The following is a 24,752-nucleotide window of genomic DNA, read 5'->3' as shown; positions in this document are numbered from 1 at the left end:
GCCGCCCGTCGCCCCGGCCCCCGCCCCGTACGCCCCCGCCCCGGATCCCCGGCGCTCCGCCTGGGCAGCCCGCGCCCCCGGCTGCGGCTGATCTCCCTCGGGCTGACGCTGATCATGCTGGCTTTCGTCGTACGGCTCTTCCAGGTGCAGGCCATCGACGCCGGGGCATTCGCCGCCAAGGCCAACGAGAACCGCTACGTACCGGTCAAGCTGGCCGCCGAGCGCGGTGCGATCACCGACCGCAACGGCGTGGACCTGGCCACCACCGTGGACGCGTACGACATCACCGCCGACCCGAGCCTGCTGGCGCCCGGCAAGACCAAGATCGACGACGCCCCGCAGCGGGCCGCCGCGCTGCTCGCGCCGATCCTCGGTGAGGACAGGGCTGCCCTCACCGAGAAGCTCGCCCAGCCCAAGGCGCGCTATGTCCTGCTCGCCCGGCAGCAGACCCCGCAGGTCTGGAAGCGGATCAAGGACCTCCGTAAGACCCTCGACGCCAAGGCGGCCGCCGCTCCCAAGCACGCGCCCCGCCCCGACGTCCTGGTCGGGATCTTCGCCGACAAACACAGCAAGCGCATCTACCCGAACAAGGACCTCGCCTCCGGCGTCCTCGGCTTCGTCAACAGCGTGGGCAAGGGCGGCGGCGGCCTGGAGGCCCGCCTGGACAAGCAGCTGGCGGGCAAGGACGGCAAGCTCGTCTACGCCCAGTCCGGCGGCCGCCGGGTGCCCACCGCCGACACCCAGGAGCACCCCGCCGTCCCCGGCTCCGACGTCGAGCTGACCCTCGACCGCGACATCCAGTGGGCGGCCCAGCAGGCCATCACCCAGCAGGTCGCCAAGTCCAGGGCCGACCGCGGCTACGTCGTCGTCCAGGACACCCGCACCGGCGAGATCCTGGCGCTCGCCAATTCGCCCGCCTTCGACCCCAACGACATCTCCAAGGCCGATCCGGAAGCGCTGGGCAATGCCGCGCTGTCCGACGCGTTCGAGCCGGGGTCCACCAGCAAGCTGATGTCGATGGCCGCCGTACTGGAGGAGGGTGTCGCCACCTCGTCCACCCACGTCATCGTGCCCAACCGGCTGCACCGCGGCGACCGGCTGTTCGCCGACGACGTCGACCACGCCACCTGGCATCTGACGCTCAACGGCGTGCTCGCCAAGTCCAGCAACATCGGCACGATCCTCGCGGCCGGCCAGCTGGGCAGGACCCAGCCCCAGGCCAACCAGGTCCTCTACTCCTACCTGCGCAAGTTCGGGATCGGGAAGCCGACCGGGCTCGGTTTTCCGGGGGAGACCGCCGGCATCCTGGCCGAGCCGCAGGACTGGAACACCTCGCAGCAGTTCACGATCCCCTTCGGCCAGGGGCTCTCCCTCAACGCCGTACAGGCCGCCTCCGTCTACTCCACGATCGCCAACGGCGGCGAGCGCATCGCCCCCACACTGGTCCGCGGCAGCACCGGACCCGACGGCCACTACGTACCGGCGCCCAAGCCCGCCAAGAACCGCGTGGTCAGCCAGAAGACCGCGAGTACGCTCGCCACCATGCTCGAATCGGTCGTCGACGACGAGGAAGGCACCGGCGCGAAGGCGAAGATCGACGGATACCGCGTCGGCGGCAAGACCGGCACGTCCAACCGGGTGGACCCCAAGACCGGCCGCTACCACGGCTACACCGCCTCCTTCGCCGGCTTCGCGCCCGCCGACAAGCCCCGTATCACGGTCTACTGCGCCGTCCAGAACCCCACCACGGGCAGCTACTTCGGCGGCCAGGTCTGCGGCCCGATCTACCAGCAGGTCATGGCCTTCGCGCTGAAAACCCTCCAGGTCCCGCCGACCGGCGCCAAGCCCCCGCGGCTGCCGGTCACGTTCACGCCAGGCCAATGAAATCGAGGCAATCCCGCCGTGACGACCATCACTCCCGACGGCACCCCCGAACCCCGAAACTGCCCCTCCCCACGGCCCTCACTTCGCCCCGGGCCGGTTGTGCCCGGTACGCTCACCGCCGTGTCACAAGCTGATCAGTCCCCCAAACCCCAGCACGCCGCGAAGGGTGGCTCCGGTACCTATCCGGGAGCGCCGCGCCCTGAACAGGTCCGCCCCACCCCCCTGGCGGACCTCGTCGAGCAGCTGGGCGCCCCGGCCCCGTCCTCCGCTGCCGACGTCTCGGTCACCGGCATCACCCACGACTCCCGGGCGGTCCGCCCCGGCGACGTCTATGCCGCGCTGCCCGGCGCCCGTCTGCACGGCGCCGACTTCGTCGCCCAGGCCGCCGACCTCGGTGCCGCCGCGATCCTGACCGACCCGTCGGGTGCCGAGCGCGCCGCCGCGACCGGCCTGCCGGTCCTCGTCGTCGAGAACCCCCGCGCGCGGATGGGCGCGCTGGCCGTCTCGATCTACGGCGCGCCGGGCGAGGACCTGCTCCAGATCGGCATCACCGGCACCTCCGGCAAGACCACCACCGCGTACCTCATCGAGGGCGGGCTGCGGGCGGCCGCCGCGAAGCGGGCGGAAGAGGAGGGCCTGCGCGCAGCGCAGTCGGCCGAGGGCGGTGGTGGGCGACGGGTGGGCCTCACCGGCCTGATCGGCACGGTGGAGACCCGTATCGGCGGCGAGCGGATCAAGTCCGAGCGCACCACCCCCGAGGCCACCGACCTGCAGGCGCTGTTCGCGGTGATGCGCGAGCGGGGCGTCCGGGCGGTCGCCATGGAGGTCTCCAGCCACGCACTGGTCCTCGGCCGGGTCGACGGCTGTGTCTTCGACGTCGCGATCTTCAACAACCTCAGCCCGGAGCACATGGAGTTCCACTCCGGCATGGAGGACTACTTCCAGGCCAAGGCCCAGCTGTTCACCAAGGCCCGCAGCCGCGCCGGCGTCGTCAACCTCGACGACGAATACGGCAAGCGGCTGGCCGAGGGCGAGTCCGAGGTCCCGGTCACCACCTTCTCCGCGGAGGGCCACCCGGACGCGGACTGGCGGGCCTGTGACGTCGAGGTCGGCGCGCTCGGCTCGACCTTCACCGTGCACGGCCCGGACGGCCAGACCCTGCGCGCCGCGTCCCCGATCGCCGGCCCGTTCAACGTGGCCAACGCGCTCGCCGCGATCACCGCCCTGGTCGTCGCCGGTGTCGACCCGCAGACCGCCGCCGACGGCGTCGCCGCGGTCCCCGGCGTGCCCGGCCGCCTGGAGCGCATCGACGCCGGCCAGCCGTACCTCGCGGTCGTCGACTACGCCCACAAGACCGACGCCGTCGAATCGGTTCTGCGCGCGCTGCGCAAGGTCACCGACGGCAAGCTGCACGCCGTGCTCGGCTGCGGCGGCGACCGCGACCCGCACAAGCGCGCCCCCATGGGCGCCGCGGTGGCCCGCCTCGCCGACACGGCCATCCTGACCTCCGACAACCCCCGCAACGAGGACCCGCTCGCGATCCTCGCCACCATGCTCGCGGGCGCCGCCGAGGTCCCCATCCACGAACGCGGCACGGTGCTGGTCGAAGAAGAGCGGGCCGCCGCCATCGCCGCCGCCGTTGCCCGCGCCGAGCCCGGTGACACCGTGATCGTCGCGGGCAAGGGCCACGAGCAGGGCCAGGACATCGCCGGAGTGGTGCGCCCCTTCGACGACCGCCAGGTGCTGCGCGAGGCCATCGAGGCTTCCTTGAAGTCACCGCAGCCGAACCACCAGGGATGACACACCGCCATGCGCGCACAATCCTTTTACCGTCACCGCCTGCCCCTCGCCGGGGGTGACCTGTGATCTCCCTGTCCCTCGCCGAGATCGCGAACATCGTCGGCGGGCAGCAGCACGACATACCGGACGACACCCGCACGGTCACCGGGCCGGTTGTCGCCGACTCCCGCGCGGTGCGTCCCGGCGGTCTGTTCGTGGCCTTCGCCGGTGAGCGCGTCGACGGCCACGACTTCGCGCCGGGTGCCGTCGAGGCGGGCGCGGTGGCCGTTCTGGCCGCCCGCCCCCTCGGCGTCCCCGCGATTGTCGTCGACGACGTTGTCGCCGCCCTCGGTGCGCTCGCCCGTGCCGTCGTCGAGCGTCTGGGCACCACCGTCGTCGGCCTCACCGGCTCGGCCGGCAAGACCAGCACCAAGGACCTGATCGCCCAGCTGCTGCAGCGGCACGGCCCGACCGTCTGGCCGGAGGGCAACCTCAACAACGAGATCGGGCTGCCGCTGACCGCGCTGCGCGCCGACGACACCACCCGCCATCTCGTCCTGGAGATGGGCGCCCGCGGCGTCGGCCACATCCGCTACCTCGCCGAGCTGACCCCGCCGAGGATCGGTGTGGTGCTCAACGTAGGCAGCGCGCACATCGGCGAGTTCGGCGGCCGTGAGCGGATCGCCGAGGCGAAGGGCGAACTCGTCGAGGCGCTGCCCTCGGCCGAGGACGGCGGAATTGCCGTGCTCAACGCCGACGATCCGTACGTACGCGCCATGGCGTCCCGTACGAAGGCCCGCACGATCCTGTTCGGTGAGGCCGCGGACGCCGCGGTACGTGCCGAGAATGTCCGGCTCACGGAGCTCGGACAGCCCGCCTTCACGCTTCACACACCCTCCGGGTGCAGTGATGTGACCATGCGGCTGTACGGTGAGCACCACGTGTCGAACGCGCTCGCCGCGGCCGCCGTCGCCCATGAGTTGGGCATGCCCGTAGACGAGATCGCCACCGCGCTCTCCGAAGCCGGCACGCTCTCCCGCTGGCGTATGGAGGTCACCGAGCGCGTGGACGGCGTGACGGTCGTCAACGACGCCTACAACGCGAACCCGGAGTCCATGCGAGCGGCGCTGCGAGCGCTGGTCGCGATGGGCGCAGCCGCCAAGGCGACGGGCGGTCGTACGTGGGCGGTGCTCGGTGAGATGGCCGAGCTCGGCGAGGAGTCGCTCGCCGAACACGACGCGGTCGGGCGGCTGGTCGTCCGGCTCAACGTCAGCAAGCTCGTGGCAGTCGGCGGCAGGGAAGCGGCCTGGCTCGACATGGGCGCCAAGAACGAGGGTTCGTGGGGTGAGGAGTCGGTGCACGTGTCCGACGCGCGGGCGGCGGTCGACCTGTTGCGCAGCGAGCTGCGACCGGGAGACGTCGTGCTGGTGAAGGCGTCCAGGTCGGTGGGGCTGGAGCGGGTCGCCGCAGCATTGCTGGACGACGAGGGCGTACTGGGCGCTGAGGGTGGAGCCGCGTCCCGATGAACTCGATGAAGCAGATCCTCTTCTCCGGAATGATCGGGCTCTTCCTGACCCTGATCGGTACCCCGGTGCTGATCAAGCTGCTGGCGAAAAAGGGGTACGGGCAGTTCATCCGCGATGACGGCCCGCGCGACCACCACAGCAAGCGCGGTACGCCCACGATGGGTGGTATCGCCTTCATCCTGGCCACGATCATCGCCTACGCGCTGACCAAGGTCATCACGAGCAGCGACCCCACCTTCTCCGGTGTGCTGGTGCTGTTCCTGATGGCGGGCATGGGCCTGGTCGGCTTCCTCGACGACTACATCAAGATCGTCAAGCAGCGTTCGCTGGGCCTGCGCGCCAAGGCGAAGATGGCCGGGCAGCTGATCGTCGGTATCGCCTTCGCGGTGCTGTCGCTGCAGTTCGCCGACCTGCGCGGACAGACCCCAGCCTCCGACCGGCTGTCCTTCACCCAGGACTTCGGCTGGCAGATCGGCCCGGTGATCTTCGTGATCTGGGCGCTGTTCATGATCCTGGCGATGTCCAACGGCGTGAACCTCACCGACGGCCTCGACGGCCTGGCCACCGGCGCCTCGGTGATGGTCTTCGGCGCGTACACCTTCATCGGTATCTGGCAGCACCAGGAGTCCTGCGCCAACCAGATCACCGCCGGACCGGGCTGTTACGAGGTCCGCGACCCGCTCGACCTCGCGGTCGTGGCCTCCGCGCTGATGGGTGCCTGCTTCGGCTTCCTGTGGTGGAACACCTCACCCGCCAAGATCTTCATGGGTGACACCGGCTCGCTGGCCCTGGGCGGCGCGCTGGCCGGTCTGGCGATCTGCTCCCGTACGGAGCTGCTGCTCGCCCTCCTCGGCGGTCTCTTCGTCCTGATCACCATGTCCGTGGTCATCCAGGTCGGCTCCTTCAAGCTGACCGGCAAGCGGGTCTTCCGGATGGCGCCACTCCAGCACCACTTCGAACTCAAGGGGTGGTCCGAAGTCCTTGTGGTGGTCAGATTCTGGATCATCCAGGGCATGTGCGTCATCGTGGGACTCGGCATCTTCTACGGCGGCTGGCAGGCAGCGAAGTGACCACGCACGGCCCGACCGACATCCCCGCGGGGTTCGCCGGTCAGCACATCACCGTCGCCGGCCTGGGCGTGAGCGGCATCAGTGCCGCCCGTGCCCTGGCCGGCCTCGGCGCCCATGTCACCGTCGTGGACGGCGGTGACGGCGACAAGCAGCAGGCGGCAGGCCGTGAGCTGGAGGAATGGGCAGCGGCGCAAAGCGCCTCCGGCAAGGGCGGTGGTGGGCGACGGGCGGGCGGGATCACCGTCCGTCTCGGCGACGGTGCGACCCTCCCCGAGGGCACCGAGCTGGTCGTCACCTCGCCCGGCTGGAAGCCGGACAGCCCGCTGTTTGCGGCGGCCGCCGCGGCCGGTGTGGACGTGGTCGGTGATGTGGAGATCGCCTGGCGGCTGCGGGGGCCGGACGCCGCGGCCTGGCTCGGGGTCACCGGCACCAACGGCAAGACCACCACCGTCCGGATGCTGGCCTCGATCCTGGCCGCCGAGGGCCTGCACACCCTGGCCGTCGGCAACATCGGCACCCCGATCATCGATGTCGTCCTCGGCCAGGGCAAGGACGGCGCACGCCCCTACGACGTGCTCGCCGTCGAGCTCTCCAGCTACCAGCTGCACTGGGCGCCGTCACTGCGCGCGCACTCCGCCGCGGTCCTCAACATCGCCCCCGACCACCTCGACTGGCACGGCTCCATGGCCGAGTACGCCGCCGACAAGGGCCGGATCTACGAGGGCAACACCGTCGCCTGCGTCTACAACGTGGCCGACAAGGCGACCGAGGACCTGGTGCGCGAGGCCGACGTCGAGGAGGGCTGCCGCGCCATCGGCTTCACCCTCGGCACCCCCGGCCCCTCCCAACTCGGCGTCGTCGAGGGCATCCTCGTCGACCGCGCCTTCGTGGAGAACCGGCAGAAGCAGGCCCAGGAGCTCGCCGAGATCTCCGACATCGCGCCCGGCTCCGGTCCGCCCGCCCCGCACAACATCGCCAACGCCCTCGCGGCGGCGGCGCTGGCCCGTGCCTTCGGCGTCCGGCCCGCCGCCGTACGCGACGGACTGCGTGCCTTCCACCCGGACGCGCACCGCATCCAGCACATCGCGGACATCGACGGCATCACCTACATCGACGACTCCAAGGCCACCAACACCCACGCCGCCGAGGCGTCGTTGGCGGCGTACGAGCACATCGTGTGGATCGCCGGCGGCCTCGCCAAGGGCGCGACCTTCGACGAGCTGGTGCAGAAGTCGGCGGCCCGGCTGCGCGGTGTGGTGCTGATCGGCGCCGATCGGGCGCTGATTCGCGAAGCCCTGGCGCGACACGCCCCCGATGTCCCGGTGGTCGACCTCGACCGGACCGACACTGGGGCGATGCCTGAGGCGGTCCGGGAAGCGACCCGTCTGGCCGAGCCCGGCGACACCGTCCTGCTGGCTCCGGCCTGTGCCTCGATGGACATGTTCGTCAATTACAACAAGCGGGGCGACGCCTTCGCCGACGCGGTCGGTGAGCTGACCGCACGGGATCACTAGACCGCATCTCCCCGCTGTCGTCGAAACCCGGCGGCGAGCACACCTGTGGAGGGGACGAGGATGACGGCCAGATCGGCGAAGGCTGCCCCGTCGCGTCCGCCCCGCCGGACCTCTGCGGTGCGCCCGCCGCGCGGCAGGCGCACCGCGGGCGGCCCCCGGGGGCTCCACACCCGGCTGAAACGGGCCTGGGACCGCCCCCTGACCGCGTACTACCTGATCCTCGGCGGCAGCCTGCTGATCACCGTCCTCGGCCTGGTGATGGTCTACTCGGCGTCCCAGATCAAGGCGCTGCAGTCCGGGCTCTCCCCGACGTTCTTCTTCCGCAAGCAGCTGCTCGCGGCCGCCCTCGGCGGCGGGCTGCTGGTGATCGCGTCCCGGTTGTCGGTCCGGCTGCACCGCGGGCTGGCCTATCCGCTGCTCGCCGTCTCGGTGTTCCTGATGTGCCTGGTGCAGATTCCGGGCATAGGGGTCGCGGTCAACGGCAACCAGAACTGGATCAACCTCGGCGGCCCTTTCCAGATGCAACCGAGCGAGTTCGCCAAGCTCGCGCTGGTCCTGTGGGGCGCCGATCTGCTGGCCCGCAAGCAGGACAAGAAGCTGCTGGTGCAGTGGAAGCATCTGCTGGTGCCGCTGATCCCGGTGGCGTTCCTGCTGCTCGGGCTGATCATGCTCGGCGGCGACATGGGCACCGCGATCATTCTCACGGCGATCCTCTTCGGACTGCTGTGGCTGGCCGGAGCGCCGACCCGGCTGTTCGTGGGGGTGCTGGGCACCGCCACGGTGATCGGGGCGCTGCTGATCAAGACCAGCGCCAACCGGATGTCCCGGCTGGCCTGCATCGGCGCGACCGATCCGGGCCCCGGTGATCAGTGCTGGCAGGCCGTGCACGGAATCTATGCCCTGGCGTCCGGCGGATTCTTCGGTTCCGGGCTCGGTGCGAGTATGGAAAAATGGGGTGAACTCCCTGAACCGCACACCGACTTCATCTTCGCCATCACCGGGGAGGAACTGGGTCTGGCGGGGACGCTGTCGGTGCTCGCCCTCTTCGCGGCTCTAGGCTATGCGGGTATCCGCGTGGCCGGACGCACGGAGGACCCCTTCGTACGGTACGCCGCGGGAGGCGTGACCACCTGGATCACGGCCCAGGCCGTGATCAACATCGGTGCGGTGCTCGGCCTGTTGCCGATCGCCGGTGTCCCGCTCCCGCTGTTCTCCTACGGAGGCTCCGCCCTGCTGCCCACGATGTTCGCCATCGGGCTGCTGATCGCCTTCGCGCGTGACGAGCCCGCTGCGCGAGCGGCGTTGGCTGCGTTGGCTACGCGAAAGCCGGTTTTCGGCAGGAAACCGGCTGGGGTGAGATGGAAGACGATGAGACGGCGCGTCAAGAAGCGGCCGTCCGGAGAGCGGTGAATTTCGGTGCATGTCGTACTCGCCGGTGGGGGGACCGCCGGCCACATCGAGCCCGCGCTCGCCCTCGCGGACGCACTGCGGAGGCAGGACCCCACCGTGGGGATCACGGCACTCGGTACGGAGAAGGGGCTGGAGACCCGGCTCGTCCCGGAGCGCGGCTATGAGCTGGGTCTCATCCCGGCCGTACCGCTGCCGCGCAAGCCCACGCCCGAACTGATCACCGTCCCCGGGCGGCTGCGCGGCACGATCAAGGCCGCCGAGCAGATCCTGGAGCGTACGAAGGCGGACTGTGTCGTCGGCTTCGGCGGCTATGTGGCGCTGCCCGGCTATCTGGCCGCCAAGCGGCTCGGTGTGCCGATCATCGTCCACGAGGCCAATGCCCGGCCCGGTCTGGCGAACAAGATCGGCTCGCGGTACGCCAAGTTCGTCGCCGTCAGCACGCCCGACAGCAAGCTGCGCGGTGCCCGCTATGTCGGTATTCCGCTGCGCCGCACCATCGCCACCCTGGACCGCGCCGCGGTCCGCCCCGAGGCGCGGGCCGCCTTCGGTCTCGACCCCAACCTCCCGACACTCCTGGTGTCCGGTGGTTCCCAGGGTGCGCGCCGGCTGAACGAGGTCATTCAGGCCGCCGTTCCGGCCCTCCAGCGCGCCGGGATTCAGGTCCTGCACGCGGTCGGTCCGAAGAACGAACTGCCGCATGTGGACAACATGCCCGGGATGCCCCCCTATGTCCCGGTACCGTACGTGGACCGGATGGATCTCGCGTACGCCGCGGCCGACATGATGCTCTGCCGCGCGGGCGCGATGACCGTCGCCGAGTTGTCCGCCGTCGGGCTCCCGGCCGCTTTCGTCCCGCTGCCCATCGGCAACGGCGAGCAGCGGCTCAACGCCCAGCCGCTGGTCAACGCCGGCGGGGGCCTGCTGGTCGATGACGCCCAGCTGACCCCGGACTGGGTGCAGAGCAGCGTGCTCCCGGTTCTCGCGGATCCGCACCGGTTGTACGAGATGTCCCGCGCGGCCTCCGAGTTCGGCCGCCGGGACGCCGACGAGCTGCTGGTCGGCATGGTGTACGAGGCGATCGCGCAGCGCAACAAGTAGCGCACGAGAGAAGGCAGGGAGCGTGGCCGGACCGACAACCGCCCGGCGCGGCGAGAAGAAGTCACCGTCCGGCCCGCCCTCCGTCCCGGAGGTACGCGGGCGAAGATTCTGGGTGCGCATTCCCCTTCGCGCGCCGGGCCGCCGTGGTCTGATCATCATCATGGTGCTCGCGGCGCTGCTCGGCGCGTTCGGCGTCTGGGCGCTCTACGCCTCGAACTGGCTCCGGGTCGAACAGGTCAGGGCCAGTGGCACGAAGGTTCTGACGCCGCGTGAAGTCGTCGACGCGGCGGACGCCCCGATGAACGCGCCGTTGGTTTCGGTGGATACGGACGGACTTGCCCGTCGGCTGCGCGCACGGCTGCCGCGCATCAAGACAGTTGACGTCGAGCGGTCCTGGCCGCGCACGATCGGTCTGAAGGTGACCGAAAGAACGCCGGAACTGCTGATGCGAGCGGGCGGAAAGTTTGTCGAAGTGGACGCCGAGGGCGTCCGGTTCGCCACCGTCGGCGCTGCTCCCAAGGGCGTTCCGCTTCTGGAAATGTCCGTATCGGACTCTCCGAGTCTTCGCCGGTTCGGAATCGACCGGTTGCGGCGCGCTGCGGTCGAGGTCGCCCAGGATCTGCCCTCGGCCGTGCACAAGGACGTACGTAAGGTTCGCGTACGGTCTTATGACTCCATCGCCCTCGAACTGGCCGGCGGGCGCACGGTCGCCTGGGGCAGCAGCGAACAGGGCGCCGAAAAGGCGAAGGTGCTCACCGCGCTGCTGAAAGCGGCACGTGACGGGCGCCACTTCGACATCTCGGTTCCCAGTGCCCCTGCGGTATCGGGGAGTTGACGTTCGTAGCCGCAGGCCAGCACCCTGGATGGCTACGACTATGGGTGATCACATAGGGTGAAAAGAAAAACGGGAGGTTCGGCGTGTTCGTTGAACGCGCGCGCCTTGTCGACTTAGTGTCTCGTTCCAAAGGGACTATGGAACCAAGGAACACAGGCACAGGTAACCCTAAACTTCAACGTTAGGGTTCGGGTCGGCTATACGGACCGTCCCATCGGCATCAGTCGGCGTCCACACGTCAAGTGCGGCGACGACACGTAACTCGAGGCGAGAGGCCTTCGACGTGGCAGCACCGCAGAACTACCTCGCAGTCATCAAGGTCGTCGGCATCGGCGGCGGTGGCGTGAACGCCATCAACCGGATGATCGAGGTCGGGCTCAAGGGCGTCGAGTTCATCGCGATCAACACCGATGCACAGGCGCTGCTGATGAGCGACGCCGACGTCAAGCTCGACGTCGGCCGCGAAATGACCCGCGGACTCGGCGCCGGCGCGAACCCGGATGTGGGTCGCAAGGCGGCCGAGGACCACCGTGAGGAGATCGAGGAGGTCCTCAAGGGGGCCGACATGGTCTTCGTGACCGCGGGTGAGGGCGGCGGCACCGGCACCGGCGGCGCGCCCGTCGTCGCCAACATCGCCCGCTCGCTGGGCGCCCTGACGATCGGTGTGGTCACCCGGCCGTTCACCTTCGAGGGCCGCCGTCGCGCCAACCAGGCCGAGGACGGCATCGCCCAGCTGCGCGAAGAGGTCGACACCCTCATCGTGATTCCCAACGACCGACTGCTGTCCATCTCGGACCGCCAGGTGAGCGTGCTCGACGCGTTCAAGTCCGCGGACCAGGTGTTGCTGTCGGGTGTCCAGGGCATCACCGACCTGATCACCACACCGGGTCTGATCAACCTCGACTTCGCCGACGTCAAGTCCGTGATGTCCGAGGCCGGCTCGGCCCTCATGGGTATCGGCTCGGCGCGCGGCGACGACCGCGCGGTGGCCGCAGCCGAGATGGCGATCTCTTCGCCGCTCCTGGAGGCGTCGATCGACGGTGCCCGCGGTGTGCTGCTGTCCATCTCGGGCGGCTCCGACCTCGGTCTCTTCGAGATCAACGAGGCCGCACAGCTGGTCAGCGAGGCCGCGCACCCGGAGGCCAACATCATCTTCGGTGCGGTCATCGACGACGCGCTGGGTGACGAGGTCCGCGTGACCGTGATCGCCGCGGGTTTTGACGGAGGGCAGCCGCCTGCCCGCCGTGATGCGCAGTCCGCGCTGTCGTCCCCCAAGCGCGAGGAGCCCACCCCGGCCACCAGCCGTCCGGCCGCCCCGCCGGAGCCGCGTACGTCGTCCTTCGGCGGACTGGGCTCGGTGCCCGTGCGCGACGAGGAGCCGGCCTCGGCCGACTCCTCCTCGTTGAGCGAGGTTCCGTCGTCCCCGGCGATCGCTCCGCAGGTTCCCCCGGCCCGTCCGTACTCGGACTCCGCGGCCGAGGAACTGGACGTTCCCGACTTCCTGAAGTGACCGAAGCACCGAAGTGATAGGGCACCAGCACCACGAGAGCGGCGCGCATTTCGCCTTCACCGACAGGTGGGGCGGGGTGAGCGCCGCTCCGTATGAGCAGCTCAATCTGGGCGGCGCGGTCGGCGACGACCCGCAGGCCGTACGCGCCAACCGGGCACGCGCGGCCGGGGAACTCGGCCTCGACCCGGCCGCGGTGGTCTGGATGAACCAGGTCCACGGCCGGGACGTGGCGGTGGTCGACGGGCCGTGGCGCGACAAGGACATTCCCTGCGTGGACGCGGTGGTGACGGGTCGCCGGGGCCTCGCGCTCGCGGTGCTGACCGCGGACTGCACCCCGGTCCTGCTCGCCGACCCGGCCGCCGGGATCACGGGCGCCGCCCACGCCGGCCGGCCCGGTCTGGTCGCCGGGGTCGTGCCGGCGGTCGTCGAGGCGATGGTGAAGCTGGGCGCAGAGCCGGCGCGGATCGTCGCGTACACCGGACCCGCGATCTGCGGGCGCTGTTACGAGGTGCCCGAGGCGATGCGCGCCGACGTTGCCGCGGTGGTGCCCGAGGCGTTTGCGACGACCGGTTGGGGCACCCCGGCGGTGGATGTCACCGCAGGTGTACGGGCTCAACTCGCCGCCGCGGGGGTGCCGGTGCGTGAGGATTCCCACATCTGCACGCGCGAATCGGCGAACCATTTCTCTTATCGACGCGACCGCACGACCGGGCGGCTCGCGAGCTACGTATGGCTTGGGGGCACCCCTGCCGAAGGTGGGGAGGCCGAGCGATGACGGACGACCGCAGAACTCAACTGGCGCAGAACCTGGCGCGGGTGGAGGATCGTATCTTCACCGCATGCGCCAAGGCCGGCCGGCCGCGCGACGAGGTGAACCTGATCGTGGTCACCAAGACCTACCCCGCGAGCGATGTCCGGTTGCTCGCGGAGCTGGGGGTGCGGCAGGTCGCGGAGAACCGCGACCAGGAGGCGGCACCCAAGGCCGCCGAATGCGCTGATTTGCCCCTTACTTGGCACTTCGTTGGTCAATTGCAGACGAACAAGGTGCGTTCCGTGGCCGGTTATGCCGGAATTGTTCAATCGGTCGACCGGGCCAGATTGGTCACCGCGCTCTCCAAGGAAGCCGTCCGCGCCGAGCGCGAGGTGGGTTGCCTGATCCAGGTGGCACTTGACGCGGAGTCGGGGGAGCGGGGAGCCCGGGGCGGGGTGGCGCCGGACGGGGTCGAGGCGCTCGCCGACGCGATCGCCGGTGCCCAAGGGCTGCGTCTGGACGGTGTGATGACCGTAGCGCCGCTGGCCGGGCCGTTTGCCGGCCGCCAACTCGCCGCATTCGAACGACTCATGGAAATCTCAACCGACCTGCGCGCCACCCATCCTGCTGCCAACATGGTGTCAGCAGGCATGAGCTCGGACCTTGAGGACGCCGTGGCAGCCGGAGCGACACATGTGCGCGTCGGCACTGCGGTACTCGGAGTCCGACCACGGCTCGGGTAACGTCGCGAAGCAAGTCGGACCACAGCACAAAATATGGTCATTCCCGCAGAAAGCGGGAGGCCCGCGTGGATCCAAGGCCTCTGGCGACGGAGCCGATCCACCACAGAGCGGAGGACGCAGAGAATGGCCGGCGCGATGCGCAAGATGGCGGTCTACCTCGGCCTCGTGGAGGACGATGGGTACGACGGCCGGGGGTTCGACCCCGACGACGAGTTCGAGCCCGAGCTTGACCCGGAACCCGATCGAGGGCGGCGGCAGCAGCATCAAGTGCAGGCCGAAACACGCCCGGAACGGGAGGAACCCGTCCGTGTCGTGACGCCTCCGGCGCAACGCGAACCGGCCCCGCTCGCCGCGGAAAGCGGACGACCCGCGCGAATCGCCCCCGTGGCATCCATCACACCCGACCGTCCGAATCTGGAGAAGAACGCACCGGTGATCATGCCCAAGGTTGTGTCCGAGCGGGAGCCCTACCGCATCACCACACTGCACCCCCGGACCTACAACGAAGCCCGTACCATCGGGGAACACTTCCGTGAGGGCACTCCGGTGATCATGAATCTCACGGAGATGGACGACATTGACGCGAAGCGACTTGTCGACTTTGCTGCCGGTCTGGTCTTCGGTCTGCACGGCAGCATCGAGCGGGTGACGCAGAAGGTGTTCCTGTTGTCGCCTGCTAACGTCGATGTCACGGCGGAGGACAAGGCCCGCATCGCAGAGGGCGGGTTCTTCAACCAGAGCTGAGACGCAACACCGGGCACACCGAGGCCGTAAGGCCAACACAGGAGCAAGGCAAGGGGAGAGGGAACGCGCGAGATGAGTGTCTTTGGTCAGGTGATCTACATCGCGCTGTACTGCTTCCTGATCGTGTTGATCTTCCGGCTGGTGATGGACTATGTGTTCCAGTTCGCCCGTTCATGGCAACCCGGCAAGGCGATGGTGGTCATTCTTGAGGCCGCCTACACTGTCACTGATCCGCCACTCAAGCTTCTGCGGCGGGTAATCCCGCCGCTGCGTCTCGGGGGCGTGGCGCTCGACCTGTCCTTCTTCGTATTGATGATCATCGTCTACATCCTGATCACCGTCGTGAGGTCGGTGTTGTTGGTGTGAACGATACGGTCTTGCCGATTGCCGACGACTACGTTGAGGTGAAGTAGAGATGCCGTTGACCCCCGAGGACGTGCGGAACAAGCAGTTCACGACCGTCCGCCTCCGAGAAGGCTATGACGAGGACGAGGTCGATGCCTTCCTCGATGAGGTCGAAGCCGAACTGACCCGGCTCCTGCGGGAGAACGAGGACCTTCGCGCCAAGCTGGCCGCTGCCACCCGCGCCGCCGCGCAGAATCAGCAGCAGCAGGGCCTGCGCAAGGGACCCGACCAGCAGCAGGACCAGCAGCAGAGGCCCGGGGCTCCTGTGCCCGCCGCCATATCTGGTCCGCAGCCGGTCCCGCCGCAGCAGCAGGGGATGGGTGGCCCGCCCCAACTGCCCGGTGGTGCACCGCAGCTGCCCCCAGGTCCTGGTGGTCACGGCCCGCAGGGACCGCACGGTCCCGGTCCGATGGGCCCCGGCGGTCAGATGGGTGGCCCGATGGGTGGCCCGATGGGCGGCCCCGGCGGACCCCAGCAGCTGCCGCAGGCTCCCCAGCAGGGTGGCCCCGGCGGTGACAGCGCCGCGCGCGTGCTGTCGCTGGCACAGCAGACCGCCGACCAGGCGATCGCGGAGGCCCGTTCCGAGGCCAACAAGATCGTCGGCGAGGCGCGCAGCCGTGCCGAGGGCCTGGAGCGGGACGCCCGCTCCAAGGCCGATGCGCTGGAGCGGGACGCGCAGGAGAAGCACCGCGTGGCGATGGGCTCGCTGGAGTCGGCCCGCGCGACGCTGGAGCGCAAGGTCGAGGACCTGCGCGGCTTCGAGCGCGAGTACCGCACGCGGCTGAAGTCCTACCTGGAGAGCCAGCTGCGTCAGCTGGAGAACCAGGCGGACGACTCGCTGGCCCCGCCGCGGACCCCGGCTGCTCCTTCGCTGCCGCCGTCCCCGTCGATGGCGTCGGCGGGTGCGGGCACCATGGGCGGCAACCACACCATGGGTGGCGGCCAGTCGATGAGTGGCAACCACTCCATGGCCGGTCAGTCCAGCGGCGGTCCGTCCTACGGCGGTCAGCAGCAGATGTCGCCGGCGATGACCCAGCCGATGGCTCCGGTGCGGCCGCAGAGCCCGCAGCCGATGCAGCAGACGCCGTCGCCGATGCGCGGCTTCCTCATCGACGAGGACGACAACTGACGCCCGCGTAGCGCGCACAGTCGGCAATCAGGGCCGGGCCCCGAGGGAACATTCCTTCGGGGCCCGGCCCTTTTGCGTGAAGTTGTCGGCCTCCGGGCGAGAACGTCCCGGTATGACAAAGCCCCCCGACGCGGGTCGCGTCGGGGGGCTTGGGACGTCGTACGGACGTACCGGCAGCGCCGGCGGTTACGCCTTGCGGAGCTGGAAGGTGAGGCCCAGGCTCTCGTCCGTGAACGCGGAGCCGTAGGAACCGTCCGCCTCGCCCGACGCGAAGTCGGTGGCGAGCACCTCGTCGGCGATCAGGCCGGCGTGGTCGGTCAGCGCCGTCCGGAGCTCCTCGTCGGTGGACTGCCAGCGCAGCGCGATCCGGTCGGCGACGTCCAGACCGCTGTTCTTACGGGCCTCCTGGATCAGCCGGATGGCATCGCGGGCCAGGCCCGCCCGGCGCAGCTCCGGGGTGATCTCCAGGTCGAGGGCGACCGTCGCACCCGCGTCGGAGGCCACCGACCAGCCCTCGCGCGGGGTCTCGGTGATGATCACCTCGTCGGGCGCGAGCGGGACGGTCTCGCCGTCGACCTCGACGCTCGCCGTGCCCTCACGCAGCGCGAGCGAGAGGGCAGCGGCGTCCGCCGCGGCGACGGCCTTGGCGACCCCCTGGACGCCCTTGCCGAACCGCTTGCCCAGCGCACGGAAGTTGGCCTTCGCCGTCGTGTCGACGAGGGAGCCGCCCACCTCCGACAGCGACGCCAGCGAGCTGACGTTGAGCTCCTCGGCGATCTGCGCGCGCAGGTCCTCGGGCAGGTCCGCGAAGCCGTGCGCCGCGACCAGCGCACGGGACAGCGGCTGGCGGGTCTTCACACCGGACTCGGCGCGGGTCGCGCGGCCCAGCTCGACCAGCCGGCGCACCAGCTGCATCCGGCCCGACAGCGCCGGGTCGATCAGCGTCTGGTCGGCGACCGGCCAGGTGGAGAGGTGGACGGAGTTCGGGGCGTCCGGGGTGACCGGGACGATCAGGTCCTGCCAGACCCGCTCGGTGATGAACGGGGTGAGCGGGGCCATCAGCCGGGTGACCGTCTCGATGACCTCGTGCAGGGTCCGCAGCGCGGACGCGTCGCCCTGCCAGAAGCGGCGGCGGGAGCGGCGGACGTACCAGTTGGAGAGGTCGTCGACGAAGGACGACAGCAGCTTGCCGGCCCGCTGGGTGTCGAACGCCTCCAGGGACTGGGTGACCTGGTCGGTGAGCGTGTTCAGCTCGCCGAGCAGCCAGCGGTCCAGCAGCGGGCGGTCGGCGGGGGCCGGGTCGGCCGCGGACGGCGCCCAGTTCGACGTACGTGCGTACAGCGCCTGGAAGGCGACGGTGTTCCAGTACGTCAGCAGCGTCTTGCGGACGACTTCCTGGATGGTGCTGTGGCCCACCCGGCGGGCGGCCCACGGCGAGCCGCCGGCGGCCATGAACCAGCGGACCGCGTCGGCGCCGTGCTGATCCATGAGCGGGATCGGCTGGAGGGTGTTGCCCAGGTGCTTCGACATCTTCCGGCCGTCCTCGGCGAGGATGTGGCCCAGGCAGACCACGTTCTCGTACGACGACTTGTCGAAGACCAGGGTGCCGACGGCCATCAGCGTGTAGAACCAGCCGCGGGTCTGGTCGATGGCCTCCGAGATGAACTGCGCCGGGTAGCGCTTCTCGAACAGCTCCTTGTTGCGGTGCGGGTAGCCCCACTGCGCGAACGGCATCGAGCCCGAGTCGTACCAGGCGTCGATGACCTCGGGGACGCGGGTCGCGGTGCCCTGGCAGGTCGGGCAGGCGAAGGTGATCTCGTCGATGAACGGGCGGTGCGGGTCCAGGCCCGACTGGTCGGTGCCGGTCAGCTCGGTCAGCTCGGTGAGCGAGCCGACGCAGGTGAGGTGGTTCTCCTCGCAGCGCCAGATGGGCAGCGGGGTGCCCCAGTAGCGGTTGCGGGACAGCGCCCAGTCGATGTTGTTGTTGAGCCAGTCACCGAAGCGGCCGTGCTTGACCGACTCGGGGAACCAGTTGGTGTTCTCGTTCTCGCGGAGCAGGGCGTCCTTGACGGCGGTGGTGCGGATGTACCAGGACGGCTGGGCGTAGTAGAGCAGTGCGGTGTGGCAGCGCCAGCAGTGCGGGTAGCTGTGCTCGTAGGCGATGTGCTTGAAGAGCAGGCCGCGGGCGTCGAGGTCGGCCACCAGGGCCTCGTCGGCCTTCTTGAAGAACTGGCCGCCGACGAGCGCCAGCTCCTCCTCGAAGGTGCCGTCGGCGCGGACGGGGTTGACGACCGGGAGGCCGTACGCCTTGCAGGTCTTGAGGTCGTCCTCACCGAAGGCGGGGGCCTGGTGGACGAGGCCGGTGCCGTCGTCGGTGGTGACGTACTCGGCGTTGACGACGAAGTTGGCGCCCTCCAGCTCGACGAGGGAGAACGGGCGCTCGTAGGACCAGCGCTCCATCTCACGGCCGGTGAAGGACTGGCCGGTGGCCTCCCAGCCCTCGCCCAGGGCCTTCTCCAGCAGCGGTTCGGCGACGACCAGCTTCTCCGTGCCGTCGGTGGCGACCACGTAGCGGACGTCGGGGTGCGCGGCGGCTGCGGTGTTGGAGACCAGGGTCCAGGGCGTGGTCGTCCAGATCAGCAGCGCGGCCTCGCCGGCCAGCGGGCCCGAGGTCAGCGGGAGGCGGACGAAGACCGAGGGGTCGACGACCGTCTCGTAGCCCTGCGCCAGCTCGTGGTCCGACAGACCGGTGCCACAGCGCGGGCACCAGGGGGCGACGCGGTGGTCCTGGACCAGCAGGCCCTTGTCGAAGATCTCCTTCAGCGACCACCACACCGACTCGATGTAGTCGGGGTCCATCGTGCGGTACGGGGCATCGAGGTCGGTCCAGTAGCCCATACGGGTCGTGAGCTCGGCGAAGGCGTCGGTGTGGCGGGTCACCGACTCGCGGCACTTGGCGTTGAACTCGGCGATGCCGTACGCCTCGATGTCCTTCTTGCCGTTGAAGCCCAGCTCCTTCTCCACGGCCAGCTCGACCGGGAGGCCGTGGCAGTCCCAGCCGGCCTTGCGGTCGACGTGGTAGCCCTGCATCGTGCGGAAGCGGGGGAAGACGTCCTTGAAGACGCGCGCCTCGATGTGGTGGGCGCCGGGCATGCCGTTGGCCGTCGGGGGGCCTTCGTAGAAGACCCACTCGGGCCGTCCCTCGGACTGCTGGAGGGTACGGGCGAAGACCTTCTGCTCCTGCCAGAACTCGAGCACGGCGTGCTCAAGGGCGGGGAGGTCTACCTGGGCGGGTACCTGGCGGTACTGGGGCTGCGGACTCATCGGGGTTTCCTCCGGCGGGACACCTGCTGCGTTCTCCGTCCGGAGGGACGAGAGCCTCGGCTCCCGCGGTACCACCCTCCTTGGCGGTGCCACTGCACCGCCCCCTCATTGGGGTCGCGCTGCCGGTTCTACTCGCCTTGGGTGGCCCGAGGCCCGTGGGCGGAGCCCACTGTCCAAAGCTTTCTTCCGGCGGCTCCGGGGTGATCTTCACGTCGTGCACGCCCCCGGGCTTCCACCGTCCCCGGGTCGCTGCAGGCTGCGTCCGACGCTACTCGTCCCATCAATGCCTCTCGCTGGTCCCCCAAGCTCTCGGCTTCTCCCCCGGCCTTCGGCCGGGAGGTGCCCCCAGAGCAGGGGGTGCCCCCACAGTGTACGGGGCCGCGCCGACAGTGGCCGACCGGATTTCCGCCGACCGGATTTCCGGCGGCCGGCGGCCGGGCGCCGGCCCCGTACGGCGAGCCTCCCGCGCCACGACCGGCCGCTCGCGGTGACCCGAATGGCGAGAAGCCGGGTGGTGGATCGCCGGGCGGATTACGGGGCGGGGAGCGGGGCACAACCGAGGCAGACCGGACGCCCCGGCCGCGCGGCAGGACCGTACGGGCGGTGCGTCCCGTTGCCGCGTGCCGTGCAGCGATTTATCGTTCCCGTCACGATTCGCGAACAAAGTCACATATGTGAAGGGGTCGCGGCCATGGTGGCGAAAAAGACCGCCGCGGAGAAGAGCACGACGCCTGCCGACGAGGCCGTCGCGAAGCAGCCTGCCCCGAAGAAGACCGCTCCGAAGAAGACCGCCAAGAAGGCGGCGGCCAAGGAGACGGCCGCCAAGAAGACGGCGGCCCACACGACCTCGCACGGGAAGGCCACGGCCACGAAGGCGGTGCCGAAGAAGACGACCGCGAAGACCGCGAAGAACGCCACCGCGACGAAGACAGCGGTGAAGAAGACAGCGGTGAAGAAGACAGCGGTGAAGAAGACCGCGAAAAAGGCTCCGGCCAAGAAGGCCGCGGTGCCCGCTAAGAAGACGGGAGCCAACACGGTGGTGGCGAAGAAGACGGCCGCAACGGCCAAGGCGCACGGCAACGACTCCGCGCTGCCCCTGGCCCGGCTGGCCGCGGCGCCGGACGAGCTGGCCGTACGGCCCGGCGAGGAGCCCTGGACGACCGCCGAGGTCACCGCGGCGCGGACCGAGCTGATGAACGAGGCGGTGCGGCTGCGGACGGAGATCACCTCGGCCGAGGACGCCATCGCCGGGCTGATGCGGGACTCCGGCGACGGCGCGGGCGACGACGAGGCCGACACCGGCACCAAGAACATCACCCGTGAACACGAGCTGGCGCTCGCCTCCAACGCGCGCGAGATGCTCCACCAGACCGAGCGCGCCCTCGGCCGGCTGGACGCGGGCACCTACGGGCTGTGCGAGAACTGCGGCAACCCGATCGGCAAGGCCCGGATGCAGGCCTTCCCCCGGGCGACGCTGTGCGTGGAGTGCAAGCAGAAGCAGGAGCGCCGCTGAGGCGGGCGGGTCCGCGAAGTCCCGTTGTCGCGCGCGGCACCCGTAGCGCCCGGGTACGTACGCGTGTGCCGTAGTCTCGTGACTCAGCCAGGCGCAGCCTGGCCGCGGACACGACGGGCTGAGGGACTCACACGTGGCAGAGGCGGAACGCATCACCGGTACGCCGGAACCCGAGCCGGGTTCCGGAGCGGATTCCACACCGGGAGCCGAAGCGGCAGGAACGGCGGAGCCGGAGCAGAGCGCCGGCCGCGGCAAGCGGCGGATCGGCGCGCTGCTGCTGGTCGCGCTCCTGGTCTACCTGCTCGACCTGGGCAGCAAGCTTCTCGTGGTCGCCAAACTGGAGCACCATGCGCCCGTCGAGGTGATCGGGACCCTGCTGCAGTTCGAGGTGATCCGTAACCGCGGTGCGGCATTCAGCATCGGCGAGGCGCTGACGATCTTCCTCACGATCATCGCGGCGACCGTGATCGTGGTGATCGCCCGGATCGCCCGCAAGCTCTACAGCCTGCCCTGGGCCCTCGCGCTCGGGCTGCTGCTCGGCGGCGCCTTCGGCAACCTCACCGACCGGATCTTCCGCTCGCCGGGCGTCTTCGAGGGCGCGGTGGTCGACTTCATCGCCCCCGCGCACTTCGCGGTCTTCAACCTCGCCGACTCCGCGATCGTCTGCGGCGGCATCCTGATCGTGATCCTTTCCTTCCGGGGACTCGACCCCGACGGCACGCTCCACAAGGACTGACGGGCCGTCGGGCTCCCCGGCCCCGGCCGCCGGGCGGGACACCATGGCGTAACTGCCATACTCGTGGGGTGAGCACCATTCCCGAGATCCGCACCCTGCCCGTACCGGACGGCCTGGAGGGCGAGCGCGTCGACGCCGCGCTGGCCCGGATGTTCGGCTTCTCCCGTACGAAGGCGGCCGAGCTGGCCGCCGCCGGAAAGGTCCGGGTCGACGGATCCGAGGTGATGAAGTCCGAGCGGGTGCGCGGCGGCGCCTGGCTGGAAGTCGAGATGCCGCAGGCCGCGCCGCCCGTGGAGATCGTCGCCGAGCCCGTCGAGGGCATGGAGATCGTGCATGACGACGACGACATCGTCGTGATCGTCAAGCCGGTCGGGGTCGCCGCGCACCCGAGCCCCGGCTGGAGCGGAACCACCGTCATCGGCGGTCTGGCCGCGGCCGGCTACCGCATCTCCACCTCCGGTGCCGCCGAGCGCCAGGGCATCGTGCACCGCCTCGACGTCGGCACCTCGGGCCTGATGGCGGTCGCCAAGTCCGAGCGCGCCTACACCCTGCTCAAGCAGCAGTTCCGCGAGCGTACGGTCGACAAGCGCTACCACGCCCTGGTCCAGGGCCACCCGGACCCGATGAGCGGCACCATCGACGCCCCCATCGGCCGGCACCCGCAGCACGACTACAAGTGGGCGGTCACCGCCGAGGGCAAGCCGTCCGTCACGCACTACGACCTCATCGAGGCGTTCCGTGCGGCCAGCCTGCTCGACATCAAGCTGGAGACCGGCCGCACCCACCAGATCCGGGTGCACATGGCCGCGCACCGCCACCCCTGCGTCGGCGACCTGACGTACGGCGCGGACCCCACCCTCGCCAAGCGGCTCGGCGTCGGCCGGCAGTGGCTGCACGCGGTCCGGCTGGGCTTCGAGCACCCCTCCGACGGGCGCTGGGTCGAGTTCGAGAGCGCCTACCCGGACGATCTGCAGCACGCCCTGGACACCGTCCGGGACGCGAGCGGCTGATCCGGCGGGCGGCCGTCGGCCTCCTGACGTACCGCGGACGCCGGCCGGGCGGGCGTGCGCGGAGGTGCTGAAACGCTACGGACGCCGACACGGCGGCCAACCGCGGTCGCCATGGCACGCTTGGGGCACAGTGCTCGAATCCCACCCCGGAGCGTAGCCACCGTGGATCAGCTGGCTCTGATGTTCGTCCTTCTGCTCGGAGCCGTGATCATGGTTCCGGTCGGCGACCGGCTGGGGCTGCCGTCTCCGGTGCTGATGACCCTCGCCGGTGGTGTCCTGGCGCTGGTGCCGTTCGTGCCCAATGTCGAGATCCCGCCCGAGTACATCCTGCCGGTGGTGCTGCCGCCGCTGCTCTACGCGGCCGTGCAGCGCACCTCCTGGCGGCAGTTCGCGGCCAACGTCCGGCCGATCTTCCTGCTCGCCGTCGCGCTGGTCTTCGCCACCACCGCCGTCGTCGCCGCCGTCGCTCAGGCGGTGGTGCCCGGTATGCCGCTGGCCGCGGCGGTGGTGCTCGGTGCGCTGGTGGCACCGCCCGACCCGGTCGCCGCGACCGCCGTCGCCGGCAAGCTCGGGCTGCCCCGCCGGCTGGTCTCGATCCTGGAGGGCGAGGGGCTCTTCAACGACGTCACCGCGATCGTGCTCTACCACGTCGCGCTCGCCGCGATGGTCAGCGGGACCTTCTCGGTGCCCGTCGCGCTCGGCTCGCTGGTGCTGTCCGCCGCGGTCGCCATGGTGGTCGGCCTGCTGCTCGGCTGGGTCGCCAACAAGGTGATGGGGCTGCTCGGCGACCCGACGCTGCAGATCGGTCTGACGCTGATGGTGCCGTTCATCGCGTACGTCCTGGCCGAGGAGTTCCACGGGTCCGGGGTGCTCGCGGTGCTCACCACCGGGCTGTTCCTCGCCGAGTACGCGGTCGATGCGGACGATGTGCTGGGCCGGCTCGCCGGATACACCTTCTGGGAAGTCATCGACACCCTAGTCACCGGCGTCGCCTTCGGGCTGATCGGCCTGGAACTGCACTCCATCCTCGGGGCCGCGTCCGGCCGCTGGGGCGAGCTGCTCGGCGCCGGCGCCGCGGTCACCGGGGTCGTCGTCGCCGTCCGCCTGGTCTGGCTGCTGCCCGCCGCCTGGCTGGCCAAGCGGATGCACAAGCGCCGCGACTACGACGAGGACATCCCGATGAGCTGGCGCGAGACGCTCATCATGTGGTGGTCGGGGATGCGCGGGGTGGCCTCGGTGGCGCTGGCGCTGGCCATCCCGTACGGCATCGACGGCAGCGCCTTCCCGGCCCGTGACGAGATCCTCTTCATCGCCTTCTCGGTGGTGCTCGCCACCCTCCTCGTCCAGGGCCTCACCCTGCCCTGGCTCGTACGCAAGCTCCGGGTGCGGGCCGACACCGATGCCGTGGACGCGCTGGAGCGGGAGCTGGCGATCCGGGTGATCAAGGCGTCCAAGCGGCGGCTGAAGGAGATCATGGAGGTCGAGGAGCTGCCCGAGGAGGTCAGGGACCAGCTGGCGCGCCGGGCGTACGACGTCGGCGCCCGTATCGCGCCGGACATCGTCGACGAAGAGCGGCGCGAGCTGTTCGAGAAGCGCATCAGCCGGCTGAAGAAGGTGCAGCGCATCCAGAACGAGATGCTCTCGGCCGCCCGGCACGAGGTGCTGGCCGCGCGCAGCGAGCCGGGCGCGGACCCGGAGGTCGTGGACCGGGTGCTGCGGCACCTGGACATGCGGAGCCTGCGCCCCGTGCCGTGACGGGCCCGCTCTGACG

General features: G+C 70.1%; 19 protein-coding genes. 18 read left to right on the top strand and 1 reads right to left on the bottom strand.

The features are described from left to right. From DY245_RS41895 to DY245_RS41830, 14 genes are all read left to right on the top strand, one after another. On the top strand, window positions 1-1,884 hold a 1,884-nt coding region (locus DY245_RS41895; protein WP_147318436.1), incomplete at its 5' end, for a peptidoglycan D,D-transpeptidase FtsI family protein. Between the two features lie 18 nt (window positions 1,885-1,902). Further along, window positions 1,903-3,684, top strand: a complete 1,782-nt coding sequence (locus tag DY245_RS41890; RefSeq protein ID WP_128512360.1) for a Mur ligase family protein — start codon at window positions 1,903-1,905, stop codon at window positions 3,682-3,684. A gap of 62 nt (window positions 3,685-3,746) precedes the next feature. Then, window positions 3,747-5,189 (top strand): UDP-N-acetylmuramoyl-tripeptide--D-alanyl-D-alanine ligase, encoded by a 1,443-nt coding sequence (locus tag DY245_RS41885; protein ID WP_128512359.1) that lies wholly within the window; start codon window positions 3,747-3,749, stop codon window positions 5,187-5,189. Between the two features lie 5 nt (window positions 5,190-5,194). Beyond that, complete coding sequence (gene mraY, locus DY245_RS41880) at window positions 5,195-6,259, top strand: phospho-N-acetylmuramoyl-pentapeptide-transferase (RefSeq protein ID WP_128512364.1); 1,065 nt, start codon at window positions 5,195-5,197, stop codon at window positions 6,257-6,259. Then, window positions 6,256-7,773, top strand: a complete 1,518-nt coding sequence (gene murD, locus DY245_RS41875; protein WP_181924093.1) for a UDP-N-acetylmuramoyl-L-alanine--D-glutamate ligase — start codon at window positions 6,256-6,258, stop codon at window positions 7,771-7,773. The genes mraY and murD overlap by 4 nt, the downstream gene beginning before the upstream one ends. 60 nt (window positions 7,774-7,833) lie before the next feature. Then, window positions 7,834-9,183 carry a putative lipid II flippase FtsW gene (gene ftsW / locus DY245_RS41870; protein ID WP_128512358.1) on the top strand — a complete coding sequence of 450 codons (1,350 nt, stop codon included), beginning with the start codon at window positions 7,834-7,836 and terminating at the stop codon, window positions 9,181-9,183. 6 nt (window positions 9,184-9,189) lie between these two features. Further along, window positions 9,190-10,281 (top strand): undecaprenyldiphospho-muramoylpentapeptide beta-N-acetylglucosaminyltransferase, encoded by a 1,092-nt coding sequence (gene murG / locus DY245_RS41865; RefSeq protein ID WP_128512357.1) that lies wholly within the window; start codon window positions 9,190-9,192, stop codon window positions 10,279-10,281. A gap of 22 nt (window positions 10,282-10,303) precedes the next feature. Next, entirely contained in the window at window positions 10,304-11,116 is an 813-nt protein-coding gene (locus tag DY245_RS41860) for a cell division protein FtsQ/DivIB (protein WP_128512356.1), read from the top strand. Window positions 11,117-11,399: 283 nt separating this feature from the next. Further along, window positions 11,400-12,626 (top strand): cell division protein FtsZ, encoded by a 1,227-nt coding sequence (ftsZ, locus tag DY245_RS41855; protein WP_128512355.1) that lies wholly within the window; start codon window positions 11,400-11,402, stop codon window positions 12,624-12,626. 13 nt (window positions 12,627-12,639) lie between these two features. After that, window positions 12,640-13,401, top strand: a complete 762-nt coding sequence (gene pgeF / locus DY245_RS41850) for a peptidoglycan editing factor PgeF (protein WP_128512354.1) — start codon at window positions 12,640-12,642, stop codon at window positions 13,399-13,401. Further along, the gene (locus DY245_RS41845; protein ID WP_128512353.1) at window positions 13,398-14,120 is read left to right on the top strand and encodes a YggS family pyridoxal phosphate-dependent enzyme; all 723 of its coding nucleotides are present in this window, start codon (window positions 13,398-13,400) and stop codon (window positions 14,118-14,120) included. The genes pgeF and DY245_RS41845 overlap by 4 nt, the downstream gene beginning before the upstream one ends. A 123-nt stretch (window positions 14,121-14,243) precedes the next feature. Next, window positions 14,244-14,864 (top strand): cell division protein SepF, encoded by a 621-nt coding sequence (locus DY245_RS41840; protein ID WP_128512362.1) that lies wholly within the window; start codon window positions 14,244-14,246, stop codon window positions 14,862-14,864. A gap of 72 nt (window positions 14,865-14,936) precedes the next feature. Beyond that, the gene (locus tag DY245_RS41835; RefSeq protein WP_042162056.1) at window positions 14,937-15,230 is read left to right on the top strand and encodes a YggT family protein; all 294 of its coding nucleotides are present in this window, start codon (window positions 14,937-14,939) and stop codon (window positions 15,228-15,230) included. Window positions 15,231-15,279: 49 nt separating this feature from the next. Beyond that, window positions 15,280-16,398 (top strand): DivIVA domain-containing protein, encoded by a 1,119-nt coding sequence (locus DY245_RS41830; RefSeq protein ID WP_128512352.1) that lies wholly within the window; start codon window positions 15,280-15,282, stop codon window positions 16,396-16,398. A 186-nt stretch (window positions 16,399-16,584) separates the two neighbouring features. Here the strand turns inward: DY245_RS41830 and ileS are convergent, their stop codons facing one another. Continuing rightward, window positions 16,585-19,722, bottom strand: a complete 3,138-nt coding sequence (gene ileS / locus DY245_RS41825) for an isoleucine--tRNA ligase (protein WP_128512351.1) — start codon at window positions 19,720-19,722, stop codon at window positions 16,585-16,587. A 691-nt stretch (window positions 19,723-20,413) separates the two neighbouring features. Here ileS and DY245_RS41815 point away from each other — a divergent pair. The 4 genes from DY245_RS41815 (at window position 20,414) to DY245_RS41800 (ending at window position 24,736) form a co-directional block, all read left to right on the top strand. Beyond that, window positions 20,414-21,235, top strand: coding sequence for a TraR/DksA family transcriptional regulator (locus DY245_RS41815; protein ID WP_128512350.1), 822 nt, complete (start codon window positions 20,414-20,416; stop codon window positions 21,233-21,235). A 133-nt stretch (window positions 21,236-21,368) separates the two neighbouring features. After that, window positions 21,369-21,971, top strand: a complete 603-nt coding sequence (lspA, locus tag DY245_RS41810; RefSeq protein ID WP_128512349.1) for a signal peptidase II — start codon at window positions 21,369-21,371, stop codon at window positions 21,969-21,971. 68 nt (window positions 21,972-22,039) lie between these two features. Then, window positions 22,040-22,981: an RluA family pseudouridine synthase gene (locus DY245_RS41805; protein ID WP_128512348.1), complete on the top strand. Its 942-nt coding sequence runs from the start codon at window positions 22,040-22,042 to the stop codon at window positions 22,979-22,981. Between the two features lie 162 nt (window positions 22,982-23,143). Further along, window positions 23,144-24,736: a Na+/H+ antiporter gene (locus tag DY245_RS41800; protein ID WP_128512347.1), complete on the top strand. Its 1,593-nt coding sequence runs from the start codon at window positions 23,144-23,146 to the stop codon at window positions 24,734-24,736. Window positions 24,737-24,752 lie beyond the last annotated feature (16 nt).

The organism is Streptomyces inhibens (assembly GCF_003389455.1).
GTDB lineage: Bacteria > Actinomycetota > Actinomycetes > Streptomycetales > Streptomycetaceae > Streptomyces > Streptomyces inhibens.
Note: the sequence above shows the minus strand (reverse complement) of the source record. Positions and strands in the feature narration are given on the sequence as shown.